Origin of the sequence: Blautia sp. AM47-4 (genome assembly GCF_003479865.1) — a bacterium.
Taxonomy (GTDB): Bacteria; Bacillota; Clostridia; order Lachnospirales; family Lachnospiraceae; genus Fusicatenibacter; species Fusicatenibacter saccharivorans.
On the sequence record NZ_QUHY01000030.1, the window covers coordinates 13,799 to 32,557 of the forward strand.

General features: G+C 44.9%; 20 protein-coding genes and 1 pseudogene. 18 read left to right on the forward strand and 3 right to left on the reverse strand.

What is annotated here, in order from left to right:
* Nucleotides 1-39 precede the first annotated feature (39 nt).
* The 12 genes from DW965_RS15650 to DW965_RS15705 all read left to right on the forward strand — a co-directional run bounded on the left by DW965_RS15650 (nucleotide 40) and on the right by DW965_RS15705 (nucleotide 10,775).
* Complete coding sequence (locus tag DW965_RS15650) at nucleotides 40-1,143, forward strand: leucine-rich repeat protein (RefSeq protein WP_147398806.1); 1,104 nt, start codon at nucleotides 40-42, stop codon at nucleotides 1,141-1,143.
* The gene (locus tag DW965_RS15655; protein WP_119198586.1) at nucleotides 1,130-2,251 is read left to right on the forward strand and encodes a DHHW family protein; all 1,122 of its coding nucleotides are present in this window, start codon (nucleotides 1,130-1,132) and stop codon (nucleotides 2,249-2,251) included. Before DW965_RS15650 ends, DW965_RS15655 begins: the two co-directional genes overlap by 14 nt.
* Nucleotides 2,251-2,844 carry a hypothetical protein gene (locus tag DW965_RS15660; protein ID WP_118595143.1) on the forward strand — a complete coding sequence of 198 codons (594 nt, stop codon included), beginning with the start codon at nucleotides 2,251-2,253 and terminating at the stop codon, nucleotides 2,842-2,844. The genes DW965_RS15655 and DW965_RS15660 overlap by 1 nt, the downstream gene beginning before the upstream one ends.
* Nucleotides 2,808-3,482 carry a polyphosphate polymerase domain-containing protein gene (locus DW965_RS15665; protein ID WP_118595144.1) on the forward strand — a complete coding sequence of 225 codons (675 nt, stop codon included), beginning with the start codon at nucleotides 2,808-2,810 and terminating at the stop codon, nucleotides 3,480-3,482. The genes DW965_RS15660 and DW965_RS15665 overlap by 37 nt, the downstream gene beginning before the upstream one ends.
* Nucleotides 3,483-3,541: 59 nt before the next feature.
* Nucleotides 3,542-4,222 carry a DUF4956 domain-containing protein gene (locus tag DW965_RS15670; RefSeq protein WP_070103674.1) on the forward strand — a complete coding sequence of 227 codons (681 nt, stop codon included), beginning with the start codon at nucleotides 3,542-3,544 and terminating at the stop codon, nucleotides 4,220-4,222.
* 28 nt (nucleotides 4,223-4,250) lie between these two features.
* Complete coding sequence (locus tag DW965_RS15675; protein WP_118595145.1) at nucleotides 4,251-5,669, forward strand: CotH kinase family protein; 1,419 nt, start codon at nucleotides 4,251-4,253, stop codon at nucleotides 5,667-5,669.
* A 2-nt stretch (nucleotides 5,670-5,671) separates the two neighbouring features.
* Nucleotides 5,672-6,772: a non-hydrolyzing UDP-N-acetylglucosamine 2-epimerase gene (gene wecB / locus DW965_RS15680; protein ID WP_118595146.1), complete on the forward strand. Its 1,101-nt coding sequence runs from the start codon at nucleotides 5,672-5,674 to the stop codon at nucleotides 6,770-6,772.
* A 214-nt stretch (nucleotides 6,773-6,986) separates the two neighbouring features.
* Nucleotides 6,987-7,913, forward strand: a complete 927-nt coding sequence (locus tag DW965_RS15685; RefSeq protein ID WP_147343060.1) for a hypothetical protein — start codon at nucleotides 6,987-6,989, stop codon at nucleotides 7,911-7,913.
* 210 nt (nucleotides 7,914-8,123) lie between these two features.
* Nucleotides 8,124-8,696: a hypothetical protein gene (locus DW965_RS22665; protein ID WP_199681669.1), complete on the forward strand. Its 573-nt coding sequence runs from the start codon at nucleotides 8,124-8,126 to the stop codon at nucleotides 8,694-8,696.
* A 27-nt stretch (nucleotides 8,697-8,723) separates the two neighbouring features.
* Entirely contained in the window at nucleotides 8,724-9,203 is a 480-nt protein-coding gene (locus tag DW965_RS20450) for a LicD family protein (protein WP_119198588.1), read from the forward strand.
* Complete coding sequence (locus tag DW965_RS20455; protein ID WP_117814472.1) at nucleotides 9,200-9,568, forward strand: LicD family protein; 369 nt, start codon at nucleotides 9,200-9,202, stop codon at nucleotides 9,566-9,568. The genes DW965_RS20450 and DW965_RS20455 overlap by 4 nt, the downstream gene beginning before the upstream one ends.
* A gap of 31 nt (nucleotides 9,569-9,599) precedes the next feature.
* On the forward strand, nucleotides 9,600-10,775 hold the full coding sequence (locus DW965_RS15705) for a glycosyltransferase (protein WP_119198589.1): 1,176 nt from the start codon (nucleotides 9,600-9,602) through the stop codon (nucleotides 10,773-10,775).
* Here DW965_RS15705 and DW965_RS20155 read toward each other — a convergent pair.
* The gene (locus tag DW965_RS20155) at nucleotides 10,679-12,355 is read right to left on the reverse strand and encodes a diguanylate cyclase (RefSeq protein WP_243036660.1); all 1,677 of its coding nucleotides are present in this window, start codon (nucleotides 12,353-12,355) and stop codon (nucleotides 10,679-10,681) included. The two genes, DW965_RS15705 and DW965_RS20155, sit on opposite strands and share 97 nt — an antisense overlap.
* A gap of 101 nt (nucleotides 12,356-12,456) precedes the next feature.
* On the opposite strand from DW965_RS20155, the gene DW965_RS15715 reads away from it, so the two are divergent.
* The 5 genes and pseudogenes from DW965_RS15715 to DW965_RS15735 all read left to right on the forward strand — a co-directional run bounded on the left by DW965_RS15715 (nucleotide 12,457) and on the right by DW965_RS15735 (nucleotide 15,270).
* Nucleotides 12,457-12,975, forward strand: a complete 519-nt coding sequence (locus tag DW965_RS15715; protein WP_118640203.1) for a DUF4118 domain-containing protein — start codon at nucleotides 12,457-12,459, stop codon at nucleotides 12,973-12,975.
* A gap of 131 nt (nucleotides 12,976-13,106) precedes the next feature.
* Nucleotides 13,107-13,415 (forward strand): sensor histidine kinase, encoded by a 309-nt coding sequence (locus DW965_RS15720; RefSeq protein WP_243036661.1) that lies wholly within the window; start codon nucleotides 13,107-13,109, stop codon nucleotides 13,413-13,415.
* Complete coding sequence (locus DW965_RS15725; RefSeq protein WP_022461465.1) at nucleotides 13,408-14,109, forward strand: response regulator; 702 nt, start codon at nucleotides 13,408-13,410, stop codon at nucleotides 14,107-14,109. The genes DW965_RS15720 and DW965_RS15725 overlap by 8 nt, the downstream gene beginning before the upstream one ends.
* A gap of 82 nt (nucleotides 14,110-14,191) precedes the next feature.
* On the forward strand, nucleotides 14,192-14,950 hold the full coding sequence (locus DW965_RS15730; protein ID WP_119198591.1) for a GTP pyrophosphokinase: 759 nt from the start codon (nucleotides 14,192-14,194) through the stop codon (nucleotides 14,948-14,950).
* 43 nt (nucleotides 14,951-14,993) lie between these two features.
* Nucleotides 14,994-15,270, forward strand: a pseudogene (locus DW965_RS15735) (metal-sensing transcriptional repressor).
* A 384-nt stretch (nucleotides 15,271-15,654) separates the two neighbouring features.
* Here DW965_RS15735 and DW965_RS15740 read toward each other — a convergent pair.
* Nucleotides 15,655-16,605 (reverse strand): tRNA dihydrouridine synthase, encoded by a 951-nt coding sequence (locus DW965_RS15740; protein WP_055219512.1) that lies wholly within the window; start codon nucleotides 16,603-16,605, stop codon nucleotides 15,655-15,657.
* A 209-nt stretch (nucleotides 16,606-16,814) separates the two neighbouring features.
* Between DW965_RS15740 and DW965_RS15745 the strand changes: the two genes are divergently transcribed.
* Nucleotides 16,815-17,477 carry a hypothetical protein gene (locus DW965_RS15745; protein ID WP_147398807.1) on the forward strand — a complete coding sequence of 221 codons (663 nt, stop codon included), beginning with the start codon at nucleotides 16,815-16,817 and terminating at the stop codon, nucleotides 17,475-17,477.
* A gap of 60 nt (nucleotides 17,478-17,537) precedes the next feature.
* On the opposite strand, the gene bsh is transcribed toward DW965_RS15745, so the two are convergent.
* The gene (gene bsh / locus DW965_RS15750; RefSeq protein ID WP_055219508.1) at nucleotides 17,538-18,512 is read right to left on the reverse strand and encodes a choloylglycine hydrolase; all 975 of its coding nucleotides are present in this window, start codon (nucleotides 18,510-18,512) and stop codon (nucleotides 17,538-17,540) included.
* Between the last annotated feature and the right edge of the window lie 247 nt (nucleotides 18,513-18,759).

Consider the following 18,759-nt stretch of genomic DNA (forward strand, 5'->3'; position numbering starts at 1 on the left):
ATCCGTCTGGGACAGCGTCCGGAGGAACCGGACCGGTTTATGGAGGAACGTGATCCCAGAATATTTCGTATGCCGGTAATGAACAGTCATGAATATAACAGGCATTACATAGATGATGATATGGTTACGGAAAGCGGGACAGTTCCTTATACGATTATTTCCGATGGGGATATAAAGGTGATAGAGGACATTATCCTGCAGGGAGATATCCACAGTGATGGGGCTGTGAGAATCATGGAAAATGCATCGGTGCTTGGAAATATTTTTGCGGAGAATGATATACTGCTGGAAAAAAATGCAACAGTGCTCGGAAACATTTTTACACAGGGAAACATTATATTTGAAGAAGGCGCCAGTGCAGGTCAGCCGGATAAGATCACTTCAGTTGTTGCCCGCGGAACGATAACATTTTATGGCGGTAATTATGTTTATGGATATGTGGTTTCAGAGGGCGGTGGAAAAATCCTGAAATCGGACAGAGAGGTATTGGGAGAGTATTGTTTTCCAAGAGAACCTGTTCATGAAGAAAAGATTACTTTCCGGGATCTGTCAGAGTATGAAAATGTTAGCTTTCAGGGATTTCGAGGAGATATATATGTAAAAGAAGCGGTTATTCCTGAAGGTGCATCCGTTATTCCGAAGAGTCAGTTTTTTGGATGCAGAAGTCTTGAAAAACTGCATCTGCCGGAAAGCGTTTCTGTTATTGAGGACTATGCATTTGCGGACTGTCATGTGCTGAAAGTATGGGAAAGCATAGAAAAGCTTTCGCTGAAATCGGTAGGGACATCAGCCTTTGAAAACTGTTATGCGCTGGAATTTATAAGTCTTCCGGATTCCCTGACTGTGATTGAAGGAGCTGCATTTGCGGAATGCGTGTCTGTTAATAAACTGATATTTTCAGACACCTCACTGTTAAAGAAAATAGGTGATCATGCTTTTCGCGGGTGCAGGAATCTGAAAGAAGTATATCTTCCGGACAGTGTGGAATATGTGGGGATCAGTGCATTCAGAGATTGTGTTTCGCTTGAACAAATTTCCGTATCAGAGAAAATAAAAGATCAGCCGGGTATTGCAGAACTGGAGAAAAACTGTCCAAATGCCAGAATCAGGTTCAGGGAGGTGAATTCAGTTGAAAAAGAATAAAACCGCAGAAGTGTTTCTGGTTTTGCTCATATTGATCGTGATGTCTGCAGGAATTCTGATCCTCCAGAAAGGGATGGAAAAATTGCAGAATGTTAAGCAGGAAAGCGTATATGTTCCGGAAACAAGAAATTTATATAATAATTATGGCTTAAAAAATGACCAGTCTCTTTCAAAAATCAAAATCATAGAAACGCAGGATCAGGTGATTTATACAGACCGTATCTTTAATATAAATCAGATTTCTGAGGATCGTATTTCATATGCGGCAGATATTATGAAAGCATTACAGAAAAAGAGTGGGAAAGACACTTATATTATGCCGATACCGCAAAGAGCAGTATTTGAAAGCGGATATGAAACTGAAAAGGAAAAATACAGTGATTTTATAGAGAAACTGGAAGCCTCTTTTTCAGATCCCTCAGTGGTTTTGAATCCGCTGTCTGAACTGGAGAAACATCAGGATGAATATATTTATTTCAGAACTGGAAACAGCTGGACAATGCGTGGGGCATTTTACGGGGCGCAGGTGATTTTTGGAGAACTTGGATATGATAAGGAAAACCTGGATGATTACCGTGAATATGTTTTTGGAAATTTTAAGGGAAACCTTCTTTTGGAAGCGCTAGGAAAGTATACGACAGACGAAATAAAGAAAGGAATAGAAAACATGGAAGAAGAACCATTCTATATTTATATCAATGGTTCAAATCCCAATCGCGAAGAATTAACCTTTGAAAACAAAGAAGGGCAGCTACAGACACTAAAAAGACAAACGATACAGTTTAATGGCAGCGGAAATTATGCAGTCATTGGTTCGAGTTATAAGCATAGTATAGTGGAAGGAAGAGGAAAAGGGCAAGGAAAAGGAAATCTTCTCCTTATTGCAGATGAAAGAGGGAAGATGATGATCTCTTATCTTTCAGAAATCTTTGATAAGGTTTATGTATCTAATATATATAAGGATGCAGATCTGATACAGAATCTGGATGAAATACTGGAAAAATATGATATAGAATATATTATATGGGCACAGGATGTTGCTGAAACAGGAAACAAATCCTATATGAAAGCATTGAATCCACTTTTAAAGGAAGGAGGAAATGGCTGATGTCGGAACTGATCCTTAAGGGAACGGAACTGTTTATGGAAAAAACAGGAAGTGCAGACAAGCTTCATATAAGCGGAAATACAGAAAGAATGCTGTTCCTGATCCTTGGGATTCTGCTTGTTTTTGCAGGAGCTAAGGTGTACCGTCTGATTGTTTCCTTCATAATGTTCTGGGCAGTGACGATTGCCCTATGTACTGTTATGGATGGAAAAACCGGATGGGGGACGATCGTAACAGCATTTACGATACTTGGGTGTCTGATGGGATATATGGCATTTAAGTGGAAAACAGCAGATTCCATGATCTTGTCTGCCATGACTGCTGCGGCAGTTGTATGGATGTGTTATCCGTTCTGGTGGGCTGTAGTTATTTTCGCTGCAGGAGCTGCAGCTGCAGCGGCCTTTTTTCCTCTGGAGGGAGCGATCCTTTCTTCTGTTGTGGCAGGAATGTTTCTTCTTCACGAGACGGGAGTCAGATACGTGGCTTTGCTGACAGTATGCGGACTCCTGTTCCAGATCGTTCTGTTTGAACGAAAATCAGAGAGGGGGCGTAAGATTTGGAAACGGTTTTTCGCAAAGAAATCAAATATCTGATCAGCCGCAGAGAGGCCATGATTCTTCAACAAAAGCTGGATGGCATTATGGAAAGAGATATCCATGGAGATAATGGCAGATATTTTATCAGATCTCAGTACTATGATTCCATAGACGATCAGGATCTATGGGATAATCTGGATGGAATGTATGAAAAAAGGAAGATCCGTTTAAGAATTTATTCCTTGAATGATCTATCTGCAAAGCTGGAGTTTAAATGCAAAAACGGATTTGACGGAGTGAAATATTCCATACCTGTCAGCCGTGAACACGCACTTCGGATGGAACAGGGAGATGCTTCGTTTCTTCTGGAATATGAAACAGAGCTGGCTATGAGATTGTATTTGCGGATCACACAGGGTTGTTACCGTCCAAAGACGATCATAGATTATCAGAGGCTGGCATTTGCTTATCCTGCAGGTGATGTAAGGATCACTTTTGATACGGATATCCGAGGAACATTATATCCATACGGTCTGTTCGAGGATGTTGGAACAGATGCGCTGGGCAGTACAGAACAGGTGCTGATGGAAGTAAAATATACAGGATTTCTGCCGGATATGATCGCTGAGACATTGAAAAAAGCGGATGAACTGTCCACCAGCCACAGCAAATATTCCAGAGCCAGAATGATGTGACTGTAAGTTTTACATGCGGCAGACCGATGGGAAACCGGATGCCGGGATTGGAGAAAAATATGAGAGAATTTATCGTAGAAAATCTGACAAATACAGAAGCACTGAGTGTGACTGTGATTTTAATGAATAATGTGATCGCACTGATCGTTGCCTTTTTTATTATGTTTACTTATAAAATTTCTTATGCAGGACCTGCATACAGCAGAAAATTTAATATTTCGATCGGATCGATCACGATTATCACAGCTATGATCATGAGCATTATCAGTAATAATATTGCATTGTCCCTTGGTATGGTTGGTGCTCTTTCTATCATAAGATTCCGCACTGCTGTAAAGGATGTAAGAGATGCTACTTATATTTTCTGGGCAATTGCGGCAGGCATTGGCTGCGGTGTATCTCAGTATGCGCTTATTGTTATTGGTTCTGCTTTTTTACTTCTTTTTCTTATTATTACAAGAAAAGGCTTTACATCCTGTAATAAGCTGCTGGTTGTTCAGGGAAAACCTGACTGCTTACATAAAACAGAGGCAGCAGTGGATACCTTCTTTTCAGGAAAGGCACATGTTTCCATGAGAAATGTTACAGAAGGCAGCTTTGAACTGGTTTATTCTATCGGAGAGGGAATCCTGTATAAAGCTGCAAAAGAAAATCAGATGGATATTTCAGAGAAACTGATCAAAATCGATGGTGTGAAAAGGGTAAATATAGTTGATCAGAAGGATGAACTTTCGCAGTAAAAAGGCTGCCTGATTGAGAGGTGTTGTTATGAAAAGGATAAGCCGTATCCTTTTATGTGTTCTGATGATAACAGTTCTCTGTGGACTATCCGTTGTGGGAAATTCTGTTGTAAAGTCAGAGAATAAGTCAAAGGAAAAAAAGAGAACTGTTATCACGAAAGAAGAAATGAAGGAGTGGGATGAACCGGACGAGGAGAGTCTGGAATACTATGATCTGGGAGAATTCTCTACGACGCTTCCGGTAGTCTATATGAATACAAAGGGACAGCAGGTCCTGAAGGAGAATGTGATCTGGGGATATATTGCTCTGTTGGATGGAAACGGAGAGGAACGATCTGTTTTTTCTGTCCCCAATTCCATATACCGCGCTACGATCAAATACAGAGGCGCTTCTTCTTATAGCAAATTGGATAAAAAGCAGTATCGCATTAAATTTTATAAAAATGAAAAAGACAGTGCAAAAGAAGTGTCTCTTGCAGGAATGGGAGCAAACAGTGAATGGGTGTTAAATGGTCCTTATCTTGATAAGACGCTGATTAGAAATAAACTGGTATATGATCTGGCAAGGGAATTAAATGGATGGGCTCCGGACACCCGGTTTGTGGAATTGTTTGTTGATGGAGAATATCAGGGCGTTTATCTGGCAGTGGAGCCTGTAACAAACGGAGAAAGCAGACTGCGTCTCGCGGAATTTGGTTTGTTGTCCGGAGAAACCGCATATATTGTAAGCAGAGACAGAAGTGATACAGAATCAGAAGAGCTGAAAACCTGGGGAAAGACAGCAGGATATACAAACAATTCTTTGTATATAGGGTATCCGTCAAAAAATAAAATAACGGAAAAACAAAAAGCATATATCCAGAAAGATATTTCTGAATTTGAACAAGTTCTGTATGGGAAGAATTTCAGCGACAAAAGAATTGGATATCAGGCATATATAGACATAGATAACTGGGTGGACTACTTTATTATCAATGAATTTGCCATGAATTATGACGCAGGCAATCTTTCTACATACATATACAAAGAACTTGGAGGAAAGCTGCAGCTTGCTGTATGGGATTTTAACAATGGATTTGATAATTTTCAGAATTCCGTGAAATCGACAGATATTTTGCATACAGTGAAAAACTCATGGATTGAAAGGCTGTGGCAGGATGAAGCTTTCAGAAAACGTGTCTGTGAGAGATATGTGCAGCTGCGTAAAACCACACTCTCTGATGAACATATCGCTGAGAAAATAGCATCTTATCAGGAGGAACTGGGAGAGGCTGTGGACAGAAACTTTAAAGTGTGGGGATATTCTTTTAAAGAGAATCTGTTAACCGGAACCAGTAAGGAGGGCACATCGAGGGATATCGGAAGCTATGAAGAAGCTATGAAACAGCTGACAGATACTATCCGCGAAAGACTGGCGTATCTGGATAAAGAACTGGGAGGAAATTGAAAATGAAAAAGGTACTGGTGATTTTTGGAACAAGACCGGAAGCAATTAAAATGTGCCCTCTTGTTCTGGAACTGAAAAAAAGTGAAAAGCTGGAAACGCTGGTGTGTGTCACAGGACAGCACAGGGAAATGCTGAAGCAGGTTCTCGATATTTTTAAAGTGGTCCCGGATTATGATATGGCGATCATGAAAAAAGGGCAGGATCTTACGGATGTGACAACGGCTATTCTTACAGGAATGAGGGAGATCCTGAAAAAGGAAAAACCGGATATTGTGCTGGTCCATGGAGATACATCTACTGCATTTGCCGCATCTCTGGCTGCATTTTACCAGCAGATCCCGGTAGGACATGTGGAAGCGGGACTTCGTACTTATAATATGAAATCTCCCTATCCGGAAGAATTTAACAGGCAGGCCATTGGACTTACTGCCAGCCTGCATTTTGCGCCCACTCAGAAAGCAGCGAATGCACTGCTGAAAGAGGGTAAGGATCCAGAGCGGATCTTTATCACAGGAAATACAGGAATTGATGCTTTGCACTATACGGTGCGAAGTGATTTTTATCATCCGGAAACAGAATGGGCAAAAGGCAGCAGACTGATTGCTGTAACAGCACACAGAAGGGAGAATCTGGGAGAGCCCATGCGTGATATGTTCCGGGCTATACGCAGGATCGTGGAAGAATTTACAGATGTGAAGGTTATTTATCCTGTACATTTGAATCCGCAGGTCAGGAAGATCGCAGATGAGGAATTTGGTGGATGCGAGAGAATACACCTGATCGAACCAATGGATGTGGTGGAATTCCATAACCTGATGAAAGCCAGTTATCTGATCATGACAGACAGCGGCGGAATTCAGGAAGAAGCTCCTGCACTGGGAAAACCGGTACTGGTCATGCGGGATACAACAGAGCGTCCGGAAGGTGTGGAAGCAGGAACCTTAAAGCTTGTAGGCACGAAGATGGAGGATATTTACAGAGAATGCAGGCGGCTTCTTACAGAGCCGGAGACATACAGAAAAATGAGTGAGGCTAGAAACCCTTATGGTGATGGGACTGCAAGTATCAAAATCAGAAAAATCCTGGAGGATATAGATGCATAAGCATAAACAGAGCCAATGCAAAAGAAAAGTGAAACATCGAAAGAACTTGATGGGACTTATTATATTTTGCATAACTGTGTGCATTGTGTTTATGTTTGCTTATTATCAGAACCTGAGAAAAGAAATATCTGTCCGGCAGGAATGGCTGGAAACCGTCCTGACCAGAGAAAAAAAGTGGATCCTTGAGAATCAGGGCCCTGAAGGCGAAATCTATATGAATGGAAGTAAAGCCGGAGATGTTAATCCATACTTTGCATGTATGGCTGCACTGGGGCTTCTGGCAGAAACAAAGAATTGCCCCATGACTGAAACAGAGCAAAAAGCTGTTGGCAGGTATCTGGACTGGCATACTGGGGTTTTGCTGGAAACAGATGGAAAAATGGGAATCTACAGGAAAGAGGGTGGGGAACTTATTTATAAAGAAAAGGCTGATTCCGAAGACGGATATCTTGGTATGTACCTTTTTCTTATGGGAAAATATCTGGAAAAGACAGAAAGTACAGACCTGCCGGAATCCTGGAAAAATGGAATCAGCCTTGCATTAAAAAAGATTCAAAGCCTGATGCAGGATGGAATTACACAGGTTTCAGAAGAAAACACAACAGTTTATCTGATGGATAATCTGGAAGTGTGGAAAGGCCTGTACGAATTGGAACTTGCAGGACTGGAAGATACGCAGGCGATCAGTGAAATTCGTAAAAAGATACAGAAACAGATAGAAAAGATATTCTGGGATGATGCGAATCAAAGATGGAGAATTATCGGAAACAGTGATCGGTATCATCAGACAGAATTTTATCCGGATGGTGTTGCTCAGATTTATCCGCTGATTTATGAATTTCCGGTAAAAGAGAAGAAAAAGCAAAAGGTATTATATGATCAGTTTACGGAAAGGTTTCAGTGGCAGAAACTGAATAAAAAAAGAACTGGCTTTTTGTGGGCAATGACAGGAATGGCTGCTGCGCAGATGAGGGATATCAATAACCTTGTGGAATTAGTAGGAAATTATGAAACAGAATATTGTAAGAAACGAAAATATCCGCTATATACAGGCGAAGCAGGATGGATATGCATGGAATGCGAGAAATTGTATGGATTATATGAAAGAAAAATAAAAACAGCATTTATACCATGTATATGATCTTGTGCAGAGTGAATAAACGAATACTATCGCAATTTTCAAAAATAGTGCCTGTCAAAACAGCATATTTGCAATATGCAGTTTGCGGATGTCGATGAAGCCCAAAGAACCCGAATCTGATTGTAATCAAGTAAAACGCCGGTTGTGTGAATTTCTGAAAAAACGTGAGGAAGAATTAAGCTCCACGCATGAAAACCTCCAGTTATTGCCGTGAACCAGGAAGGATACTATTATTCCGATGAGGGTCTGCAGGGCGTGTGGTACGGATCTAAAGATCTGCAGGATGCGGATATCAAAAGCTTTCTGACATTGGACTGGATCACCAATGAAAACCAGATGGTATTTGCCAGAAAACTGCAGAGCCAGCTGGTGTTCGACGGCAGTATCATCACACACTTTATTCTGATCCGTTCGATGGAGGAGATGGCACCGTATTTCAGAAGCAGTGCATTCAGCAACCAGAGCACGACGTATGTGGTGGACAGCAACGGAACGAAGATGTTCGAGGATACCGCTGTCGAGGAGCTGAGGATTCTGGCAGTAATTCTGCTCCTGATCCTGGCATCGGTTCTCTTTGTGACGAAATTCCGGAACAGCAGCCACCCGCTGGCAAAGAAAATCCCGATTCTTGCGATGACAGCCAACGCATTTTCAGAAGATGTGCAGAATGCCTTCAATGCGGGCATGAACGCACACATAGTAAAACCGGTGGATATGAAGGTACTGATAAAAACAGTGCGGAATCTTCAGACGGGCGCCGGAGCGGCAGGAAATTTAAATTGAAAAAATCCGGCAGAGTGTTTATAATGGATGGGAAAAACAAAACAGAAAGGCAATGCCGTTATGCGTAAAATTACAGAATTAAAAGAAAAACAGGAGATTGCGCTTGGAATATTACTGTATCTGGATGAAGTCTGCCGGAAACATCACCTGATCTATTTTGCAGCAGATGGAACTCTGCTCGGGCTGATCCGGCATCAGGGGTTCATTCCATGGGATGATGATGTGGATGTCTGGATGCCGAGAGCGGATTATGAAAAACTGGAACAGATTGTAAACAGCGAAACGGATAAACCGTACCGCGTCATGAATTTTCATAATACAAAGGGTTTCACACTGGCATACGGAAAGCTGGTACACACCGGAACGAGTCTTGTGGAGCACGTGGCAGGAGCTGTGGATACCGGTCTTTTCGTCGACATTTTCCCGTTTGATGGACTGCCGGAAAAGATACACCGGAGTACGACCGTCACTGGAAAAAGCTGCTGTTTCTGGAAAGCCAGCGGATGAATGCATTCCGCACCTACCGCCAGACCTTAAAAGGAAACAAAGGAAGCTTCGCAAAATGGTGCAAATGGGCGATCCGGAAATGCTATGGAAAAGAGCGGATTCTGCGCGAGATGGAAAAAGAGTGCAGAAAGTACCGCGCGGAGGACTCAAAGTGGGTGGCCTGCCAGTGCGGCGGTTACCGCAAGTCGGACGCGATTCCCAAAACAGCGATCGAAGAGATCGTGCGCCTTCCGTTTGAAGGCCATCTGATCAATGCCCCGGCGGGATACGAGACGTATCTTCACACCCTGTACGGCGATTACCATCAGCTTCCGCCGGAGGATCAGCGTCATCCTGCGCATGTGGGAGATGCCTACTGGCGTTAGAACAGAGAAAAAAGCAGATGAGAGGTAAGCAATGAGTAAAATACTGGTGCTGGGACGTACCATGGACATGGGCGGAACGGAAGTTGCCATGGCAGCGCTGCTGCAGAAACTGGTGGAGAAAAAAGAAGATGTAACGCTTCTTCTGGTCGAAAAAAGAGGCGTTCTGCTGGAGCGGATTCCGAAGGAAGTGGAAGTGCGCCAGATGATCTGGAACAAAAAGCCGCATCCGGCTTTGGAACGGATTGTGGGAAAACGGGAGACACCGGCAGAACGGTCTTTCTATGCCAGAGGAATGGGCGTATTTCTGATGCGCGTCGTGTATGGAAAGAAACGGTATGGAAAACTGTATGAACGGATTCTGGAGTGTGTGGAGCCGGAAACAAAACAATACGATCTTGTTTTCGACTTTTTCGGATTCGGTGCGTTCACAACCGCATTCGGAGCCAGAAAGACGAATGCGCGGAAAAAAGCGGTCTGGTTCCACGGAGAAAATCTCTGGTGGCTGTTCCGGACCAGGGACTTTATTCCGGAGTATGATAAAATTTACTGCGTTTCCGAGCCTGTCAGGAAACAGGTCATTGCCCGCTTTCCGGAACTCGCGGACCGGACAGAGGTTCTGATGAATTTCATTGACATCAAACAGGTGCAGAGACGGAGTGAGGAGCCGCTTAGCGATCCGCAGTACACAGGAGAGCTGAAATTTCTGACGGTGGGAAGAGCTTCGGAAGAAAAAGGATATGATATTGCGGTGCAGATTACGGCGGAGCTGAAAAAACGGGGACTTCGCTTCAAATGGTTCATCATCGGTGATGGAAGAGATCTGAACAAGCTGCGGACCATGGCAAAGGAATATCAGGTGGAGCAGGAAATTATTTTTCTCGGAATGCGCGAAAATCCTGCGCCGTACGTAAAATCCTGCGACCTGTATCTCCAGCCGTCCCGTCACGAAGGCTATCCGATTACGATTGTAGAGGCGAGAAGCCTGCAGAAGGTCATCATCGCTTCCGATATTCCGTCCATGCGCGAGCAGATCCGGGATGGGGAAAACGGATATCTCTGTCCGCTGGATGTGATGCAGTTTGCCGATAAAATCCAGAAAGTGCTGGCAGATCAGGAAGGACGCGATGCGGTCAGAAAGAAGCTGCGGGAGGAACCCATTGATTTTTCAGCGGGATATGCGCAGATAGAAGCGTTTGCAAAAAAATAAAAGAGAAACAGCAAGAAAAAACGCCAGAACCGGCGATAAGATATTTCCGGTTCCGGCGTTTCTTTAGTCCTGGCGTCCCTGCTTGTTTTCATACATATATTTATCTGCTTTGTCAAACAGCGTGCGGAGCGTACATTCGTTGTAATCGGTGGAAAGTGCCAAGCGGTGGGAATAGCTGATGCGGAACTGGGTTCCGTAGCTGTTGAACTGTTCGACTTCGTTCTGAAGCTCTGTGAGGATTTCTGTGATGCTTTCGCGGGTTGCATCATAGATGACCGCCATAATTCATCGCCGCCGTATCTTCCTACGAAATGCTTCGCGGGAATCGAGTTTCGCAGCAGCCGGGCAAAGTTCAGAATCAGCTGGTCGCCGATGGAGTGGCCGAGGCTGTCGTTGACGCGTTTCAGGTTGTTCATGTCAAAGACGATACAGGCGGTAGGAGTTTTGATGAATTCCACATTGTGGAACAGCTCTTCGCACTTGCTCTTGTTCGGCAGTCCCGTGTGAAGGTCGATGTAGGCTTTCTGTTCCAGCTGGCGGTTGGCACGGGAAACTTTGACTGCGGCAACCGTTTCATCTGCCATCTGGAAATACGTCTCTCTCATGTCTACCAGATCCGCCGTTCCGTTTTCTCCGGATCTGACCTTCTGAATTTCATTTTTCAGTTTATCCCAGCAGGCAATCTGGACATCCAGTTTTTTCTGATAATCCTTGTCGGAAAGACTCACGAGATCGTAGTGGCCGTCCTCGTATTTCAGTCCGCTTAAGATATCGTCCAGGTCTATCTCAAATCCGGAAAGATCCCAGACTTCAATACTCTTTTTTCCCTTCCTGAAGCTCCTTTTTCTCCCCTCGTCCCGCTGAAACATGCTTTCCGCATCCTGAAACAGAAGCCTTCTTTCATCTTTCAGACGGATTACCGTTTCTAAACCGCATTCTTTCAAAGTATTGATAAACGGGGCATTCAGGTACAGTGCATCCGCCACAATCACATCTGCAAAATGACCATGCCTTTTCTTTAAATGCCGGATGAGCCTTTTCGCTCCTGTCAGTTCCCCTTCATCTTTTTCTGAACCATCTCTGGGTTTCAGCATTTCCTGCCCAAAGATCACATGCGGCGATTTTCCTACCGTCATACATACCACACTTCGATGAAAGTATTCTGTCTTCCCCGTCCCGTTCTTCCGGCTCAGGCAGTCTGGACAGGACTTTTTTGTACTGCTGAATAATTCCACCCCATCAATACCTGCCGCAACATATCCGCCTATGGTTCCTTCCCGAAATACGCGGTTGCGTTTCAGAACATCAATCGTCTGCGCGTGAATTTTCTCGATTTCTTTTGGATCAATCCGGGAAAGAAGATCCCTGACTGCATCAACTTTTGGGATTTTTCCACGGATACAGTTTTTCAGTCGTTTCTCCATGCTTTCCGGCGCTGAAAAAATGGTGTGAAAACTTTCATACTGAAGCATCAGGAAAATCAGCACTGGCATAACGATATTAAACAACGGGATGGATTTTCTTTTTCTTTCATCGGATAAACCCTTGATTTTTTGTGGAATTTTGTATACACTTTTCATATAAGTTAGCAGTTTCTTCAATGCTAATTTTTCATTAAGGACACCTTCTTTCGTATGTTTGTGGGGTAACATAATTATACAATAAAAGGTGTCCTTTTTGAGTGTTTATCCGGACTGCGGCACAGATGGCCCGGGCATTTGGTGCTAATTTTACAGCACTGTATGTGCAGACCGCGGAACCGGCAGAGAAAACGCCGGAGGATCAGGCAAGGCTGCAGAAGCATATCCGCCTGGCAGAACAGAGCGGGGCGGAGATTGTAACGACGCACAGCGAGGACATTGCCCTGCAGATTGCAGAATATGCGAGAATTTCCGAAGTAACGCGGATTGTCATTGGAAAAAGCATGATGGATCAGGGATTTTTTCGAAAGAGAAGGGGATGGACCGAACGGCTGACCGATCTGGTGCCGGATTTGGAAATCCATATCATTCCGGATTCCAATATCATTACCATATATCTGGTCGGCGTTATGATGACGTCCATTCTGACCAGTGGTTATACCTGCAGCGTAATCAGTTCTGTGATCAGTGTAGTGCTGTTTAACTACTTCCTGACAGAACCTTCTTTTCAATACCAGCCAGCTTCTGCAGAAGGCAGAGGATGCGTCGGAGATTTTTGATATTACAGCGACAAAGCTTGTAAAACTGCTGGGAAGGGATCTGACGGCCGCACCGGCAGGGGCACAGGAGAGCAGAATTGTCCGCGGAACACTTTACAGCGCGCAGACAGGAGGAAAGACGGAAAAAATCTTTGACCCAAGGGAACAGGAAATCATTCAGTGGGTTCTCGACAGCCAGAAAAGAGGAGAAAAATATCTGGATCGCGGTGGAGGACAACGGCCCCGGGATTCCAAAAGAGTCCAGAGAGCATGTGTTTGAGATGTTCTATTCCGGGAAAAATAAAGTAAGCGACAGCCGCAGAAGCCTTGGCCTTGGACTGGCACTCTGCCGTTCGATTGTAAATGCGCACGGCGGGGAGATAGCACTTTATGACTGCGATCCACAGGGCTGCTGCTTTCGGTTTAACCTGCCGCTCAGTGAGGTGAATTTGAATGAATAAGACATTAATTCTGGTTGTGGAAGATGATACGCCGGTTCACAACCTGATTACTACGACGTTAAAAACACACGATTATAAGTATATTTCTGCAAAGAACGGTGCGGGTGCCATTATGGAGGCATCCACACATAATCCCGACATTGTTCTGCTCGACCTTGGCCTGCCGGATATTGATGGCGTAGAGGTGATTGAAAAGATTCGAAGCTGGTCGAATATGCCGATTATCGTAATCAGTGCAAGAAGTGAGGACAGCGATAAAATCGAGGCATTGGACGCAGGAGCGGATGATTATCTGACGAAACCGTTTTCTGTGGAGGAACTGCTGGCCCGCCTTCGAGTCACACAGCGCCGTCTGTCCCAGATGCAGGCAGAAAATGGAGTCCAGTCGGCTGTCTTTGAAAATGGCGCACTGCGGATCGAGTACGCAGCGGGGTGCGCATATCTTGACGGAGAGGAACTTCATCTGACCCCAATCGAATACAAGCTGCTCTGCCTGCTGTCGCAGAATGCAGGGAAGGTGCTGACGCATACGTTTATCACACAGAAAATCTGGGGAAGCAGCTGGGAGAACGATATCGCTTCCCTCCGTGTTTTCATGGCGACGCTTCGGAAAAAGCTGGAAAAGAACGGAGAGCAGACGCAGTATATCCAGACGCATATCGGGGTTGGCTATCGGATGCTGAAGGTAGAGTAAAAGAAGAAAAAATTTGACTTTACAGGCCTAAAATGATAGCATAAAGAACAGAGAACGCAGTTTTGGGAGGACGAAAAAACGGATGATGAAAAACCTCGAAGTACTGGAGGAAATAAAAAAACAGGGAAAAAACCTGATTGGGACAAAACGGGATGAATTTGTAAAGCAGAATCTTTTATCGGATGAGTTTATTGAGATGATGCAGAAGAACAAAAAGCCGTTCGATCTTCTGATGTCGTATTATCAGTGCGCCATTATGGAAATCGAGACAAAGTTCCGCGTGCTGAATCAGGAATACTCGCTTTCCTATGACCAGAACCCGATCGAAGGAATCAAAACAAGGGTCAAATCGTATGAGAGCATTATGCGGAAAATCCGCGTGAAAGACATCCCGGTCACACTGGAATCTATTGAGGAAAATATCCGCGATATCGCCGGTGTGCGCGTGATCTGTTCTTTTCCAAGCGATATTTATAAGCTGGCAGACAGTTTTCTGAAACAGGATGACATTACGCTGATTGAGCGGAAGGACTATATTCAGCATCCGAAGGAGAGCGGCTACCGCAGTCTTCATCTGATCGTTCAGGTGCCGATCTTTTTACAGGATACAAAGAAACTGGTTTACGTGGAAGTACAGTTCCGTACGATCGCGATGGATTTCTGGGCGAGTCTGGAGCACAAGATGCGCTACAAGAAAAATATTCCCGAAAATCATGTCAAATATCTGCAGGATGAACTCTACGACTGCGCAAGACAGAGCGCGGAGCTGGATAACCGTATGCAGAATATCCGGAATCTGATTGCAGAGGAAGAAGAAGAGGAAGAGCACTGCACTTTGTAACGCTGCCGATGCGATGACGGATTTGAAACAAGGAGGATGCAAAATGAAACAGTGTATGGATGCAGATAATCTTCACCGCCGCCTGAAAAAGATCATCGGTCAAGTGCAGGCGATCGACCGTATGGGTGGATGAGGATGTGCCGTGCGAGGATATCCTGGCGCAGATCAATGCGGCAAAATCGGCACTTCATAAAGTAGGACAAGTTGTTCTCGAGGGCCATATCCAGCACTGCGTGCGCGACGGCATCGAGCACGGAGATGCGGATCAGACGATTGCACAGTTTACGAAGGCTGTGGAGCGGTTTGCAAATATGAAATAAAAATAAGAAGATAAGATGAAAAGAGAACTTCCGGCAGGAGCAGAAAAAGATGCTTCGTCGGAAGTTCTTTTTGTTTTTCTGATTTTGAAAAACTCCTCTTGACAACCAATACCCCTATAGGTATACAAGGAGGAAATAGTGTGAAAAAGTTAGAGGAGTTTCTCGAGTGGGGAGGAATGAAGAAGGACATCACGCTGGCATGCGCCGACAAGAGCAAAAAGCTTTTCGTCTTCCTTGGGTAAATCGATCATGGTAAAAATCCTCCCAAAAACAAAATAGAAATAAGTCGTTGTATCCTGTTTCTATCGTACCGGATTTTGCAGAAAAGACAAGTGCGTACCTGAAAGTGGCATGGTTTCCAAAAGATACTAATGGACTTCGAAATTAAAGAATCAGCTCCTGTTCCCGGAACAGTGCGTCGACCGCCTCTTCATACTCGGCAAGCCGGTTCGCCTTTTTGATCTTTTTCAGATATTTCTGCGGATTGGTAAACGACATTCCAAGATAAATCCACAGTGCTTTTAATTTGAACAGCACATTTTTATCCCCGGAAATCACACGCGCATAACCGGCGCAGAGATCCTCACAGAACGCGTGCAGCAGCTCTTTATCGGGAGCAGAGGCTTCGCCGCCTGCCGGATCTGCACTGCGCAGCATCCCAATCAGCCACGGATTCTGCAGTACCCCGCGTCCGAGCATCACCTTCTCCGTGTCCGGAAACTCACGGCAGAGATTCTGAAAATCATCGGGTGAGAAAATGTCACCGTTGTAGCAGAGCGAGCAGCGGCTCGTCTCATACGCTGTCCGGTAGCATTCCATGCGCGGTGTGTATTTGTAAAAATCCTTCTGAATCCGCGGATGAATGATCAGTTCCTCGAGCGGATATTTGTCGTAAACCGTAAGCAGATCCTCCCACTCGTCGGTATCCGTTGTGCCAAGCCGCGTTTTGATCGAGATGCGGCAGTCACACGACGAAAAAATCTCATCGAGAAACGCGTCGAGCGTATTCGGCCACGCGAGCAGCCCGGAGCCGCGCCGCTTGGCGACAACCGTGCCGGACGGGCATCCGAGGTTCAGATTGACGGTATCGTAACCGTACTCCCTCAGCTCCTTTGTCAGGGACAGAAAATCCTCCGCCTGATTAGTGAGAATCTGCGGAATCACCGTCATCCCTTCGTTGTGCTCCGGGAGAATATCGTTCCGTTCGCGGGAACTCATTTTTTTATTTGTAATAAACGGCGTGAAATAACGGTCCGCCGCCGGAAAATATTTGTGGTAAGCATTCCGGTACACATACCCGGTCAGCCCTTCCATCGGGGCGAGATAAAACTGCATGATGATAAAATCCTTTCGAAAAATAGTCAGGGAACTGCAGAAAATGACTGCATTTCCCAATATCCAAAAGTGTACCACAAAACCATGGAAAACGACAGAAAAAGTTCCTACAGAAAGTGCAGTCAGACACCGAGAAGCACGGAAATACAAAATATACTAAAATAGTGGGAAAAATAGAGAAAAAATGCAGAAAAGGTCTTGACTTTAAAATGTACTTGAATGATACACTGATTCCAGAAGGAAACATAAGGGAGGAATTTCAAGATGGAAAAAGTAAAAAAGTAACCCTTTCCGGCATGCTCTTTGCGATCGGCCTGATCCTGCCGTTCTTCATCGGCCAGATCCCGGCAGTTGGAAAAATGCTCCTGCCGATGCACATCCCGGTGCTCTATCCTAATGCAATTGCCATGGCATTTGAGATGGGCACCTACGGACTCGTCGCCGGATGGCTTTACAGCCACGCAAAATGGCAGCGGACGAAAGAACGGTACGAGGAGCCGGGCGGAAATGTCGATTACAAGCGGTTCGAACAGGAAGTCCTTGTGCCGCTCAAAAAGGGCGAAACGGTGTTCTACCGCCCCTATTATCCGCCGAAATGGAGCTTCCTTGAGACAGCAGAAATCGCGCCGTGCCGCGTCAATATCGTGGAGGGAACGTACTCCTGCCATGAACGGCTGGAAGCATACTACGATCTGAAGGTCTTCCTCACGATCGATCCGATCGAGCAGATCCAGAGAATTGAAAAGCGGAACGGGAGTGAAAAGGCGGTGGAATTTCAGAAGAAATGGATTCCGCTCGAGGAGCTGTATTTTGAAAAATGCCGCACCAGAAGCCGGTGCGACGTCTGTTTTACAATGTGTGATGAGATGTAGAAAAAATCCGATACAGAATCTTTTTTGAGGGGTCCTCAAAGATTTCTGTACCGGATTTTTCTAATTCTGCATATGAATCTGCTCGCCCGTCACCGGCGCAAAGCAGCGAAGCGTTTCGCCATCAAGATTCTCGCGGTGCATATCAACCGCAGAAATCTGATGATTGTCATACGTCGTATAATAGTAAATTCCCTGCGTCGCATTGCAGCAGGAAGTATAGAGCGTGATCTCATACTTTCCGTCCGCCACCTCGCAGCATCCTCTCTGCTGGTCAACAGAATTTAAAATATGGAAAAACTGGCTGACACTCTCCGTTTCGCTGTTTCCCGAGATCGAGTTCTGCTTTACAAACGCCACGCGTGCAAAGCGGGAAGCAGACGAGAGGTCGCCCGGCAGTCCAAGACCGCCCATGCCACGGCTGTACGTAGAAAGATCGAGCTGGTTGGAAAACGTGTTGGCCGGCTGTTTCGGTGACAGATGCAGGTAATTGTTCAGTGAGAACATCTGCATTGGAAACGGCGGATTGTTTGTCAGAACGCCGACCGGATTGTCGTAGACATGCAGACCGTCCGCCGTGGATTCCACGGTGATGGCACCCGATGCATCTGCGATGATCCAGTGAAGCTGTGCGAGCGGAAGATTCTTTTTAAAAGGTGTGCTGATGAGATTGATACGGGAGAGGGATTCTTTTGCTTCCGCAAGCGAAGCACATGTACCGAGAATCCACGGGATCAGCTCGAACTGCGCGATATTGTCTTTCTCCGGTTTCGGATCGAAATAAACGGCATTTCCTACAAAATTAAGGCCGGCGATACCAAGCCCCTTTTCATTGAACGCCTCATAATAGAGCGGGTAATCATCCATCACACACGCCATGCCGATCATTGCATAGTGATGGGAAAGGGACGGCATATGAAGAAAGGAAAACGGATAATTGCGAGGTGTAACGGTGATCTGGTCGCCATAGGAAAATTCATAATCGAGTGTGCGACCCATATAAAAGTCGCGTGTTTGATAGGTTGCTGCTGTACACATAGAAAAACTCCTTTCGATGGATGATTTGTCATTGCTATAAGGTATCATAGCACAGAAGCGGAGGAACGAACAGGAGAAAAATATGAAAAAAGTATAAAAAAGGATCCTTCAGAGTGGAGACAAAACCCTGCTTTTGCACAATGTCATTAACTTAAAAGCAGAAGATATTTATTCCGAAATGGATTAGATATCTTCTGCTTTTTTTGATATGCTTATATTGTAAAAAGAAGCCATGAACCTGCTCAAA

What these genes read in the sequence shown, in the direction of transcription:
- DW965_RS15650 (WP_147398806.1), top strand. Translation starts at nt 40, where the DNA reads ATGGAGGAACGTGATCCCAGAATATTTCGTATGCCGGTAATGAACAGT.
- DW965_RS15660 (WP_118595143.1), top strand. Translation starts at nt 2,251, where the DNA reads ATGTCGGAACTGATCCTTAAGGGAACGGAACTGTTTATGGAAAAAACA.
- DW965_RS15670 (WP_070103674.1), top strand. Translation starts at nt 3,542, where the DNA reads ATGAGAGAATTTATCGTAGAAAATCTGACAAATACAGAAGCACTGAGT.
- DW965_RS15675 (WP_118595145.1), top strand. Translation starts at nt 4,251, where the DNA reads ATGAAAAGGATAAGCCGTATCCTTTTATGTGTTCTGATGATAACAGTT.
- wecB (WP_118595146.1), top strand. Translation starts at nt 5,672, where the DNA reads ATGAAAAAGGTACTGGTGATTTTTGGAACAAGACCGGAAGCAATTAAA.
- DW965_RS15685 (WP_147343060.1), top strand. Translation starts at nt 6,987, where the DNA reads ATGAATGGAAGTAAAGCCGGAGATGTTAATCCATACTTTGCATGTATG.
- DW965_RS20450 (WP_119198588.1), top strand. Translation starts at nt 8,724, where the DNA reads ATGGGAAAAACAAAACAGAAAGGCAATGCCGTTATGCGTAAAATTACA.
- DW965_RS20455 (WP_117814472.1), top strand. Translation starts at nt 9,200, where the DNA reads ATGAATGCATTCCGCACCTACCGCCAGACCTTAAAAGGAAACAAAGGA.
- DW965_RS15705 (WP_119198589.1), top strand. Translation starts at nt 9,600, where the DNA reads ATGAGTAAAATACTGGTGCTGGGACGTACCATGGACATGGGCGGAACG.
- DW965_RS20155 (WP_243036660.1), bottom strand. Translation starts at nt 12,355, where the DNA reads ATGAAAAGTGTATACAAAATTCCACAAAAAATCAAGGGTTTATCCGAT.
- DW965_RS15725 (WP_022461465.1), top strand. Translation starts at nt 13,408, where the DNA reads ATGAATAAGACATTAATTCTGGTTGTGGAAGATGATACGCCGGTTCAC.
- DW965_RS15730 (WP_119198591.1), top strand. Translation starts at nt 14,192, where the DNA reads ATGATGAAAAACCTCGAAGTACTGGAGGAAATAAAAAAACAGGGAAAA.
- DW965_RS15740 (WP_055219512.1), bottom strand. Translation starts at nt 16,605, where the DNA reads ATGCAGTTTTATCTCGCCCCGATGGAAGGGCTGACCGGGTATGTGTAC.
- DW965_RS15745 (WP_147398807.1), top strand. Translation starts at nt 16,815, where the DNA reads ATGTACTTGAATGATACACTGATTCCAGAAGGAAACATAAGGGAGGAA.
- bsh (WP_055219508.1), bottom strand. Translation starts at nt 18,512, where the DNA reads ATGTGTACAGCAGCAACCTATCAAACACGCGACTTTTATATGGGTCGC.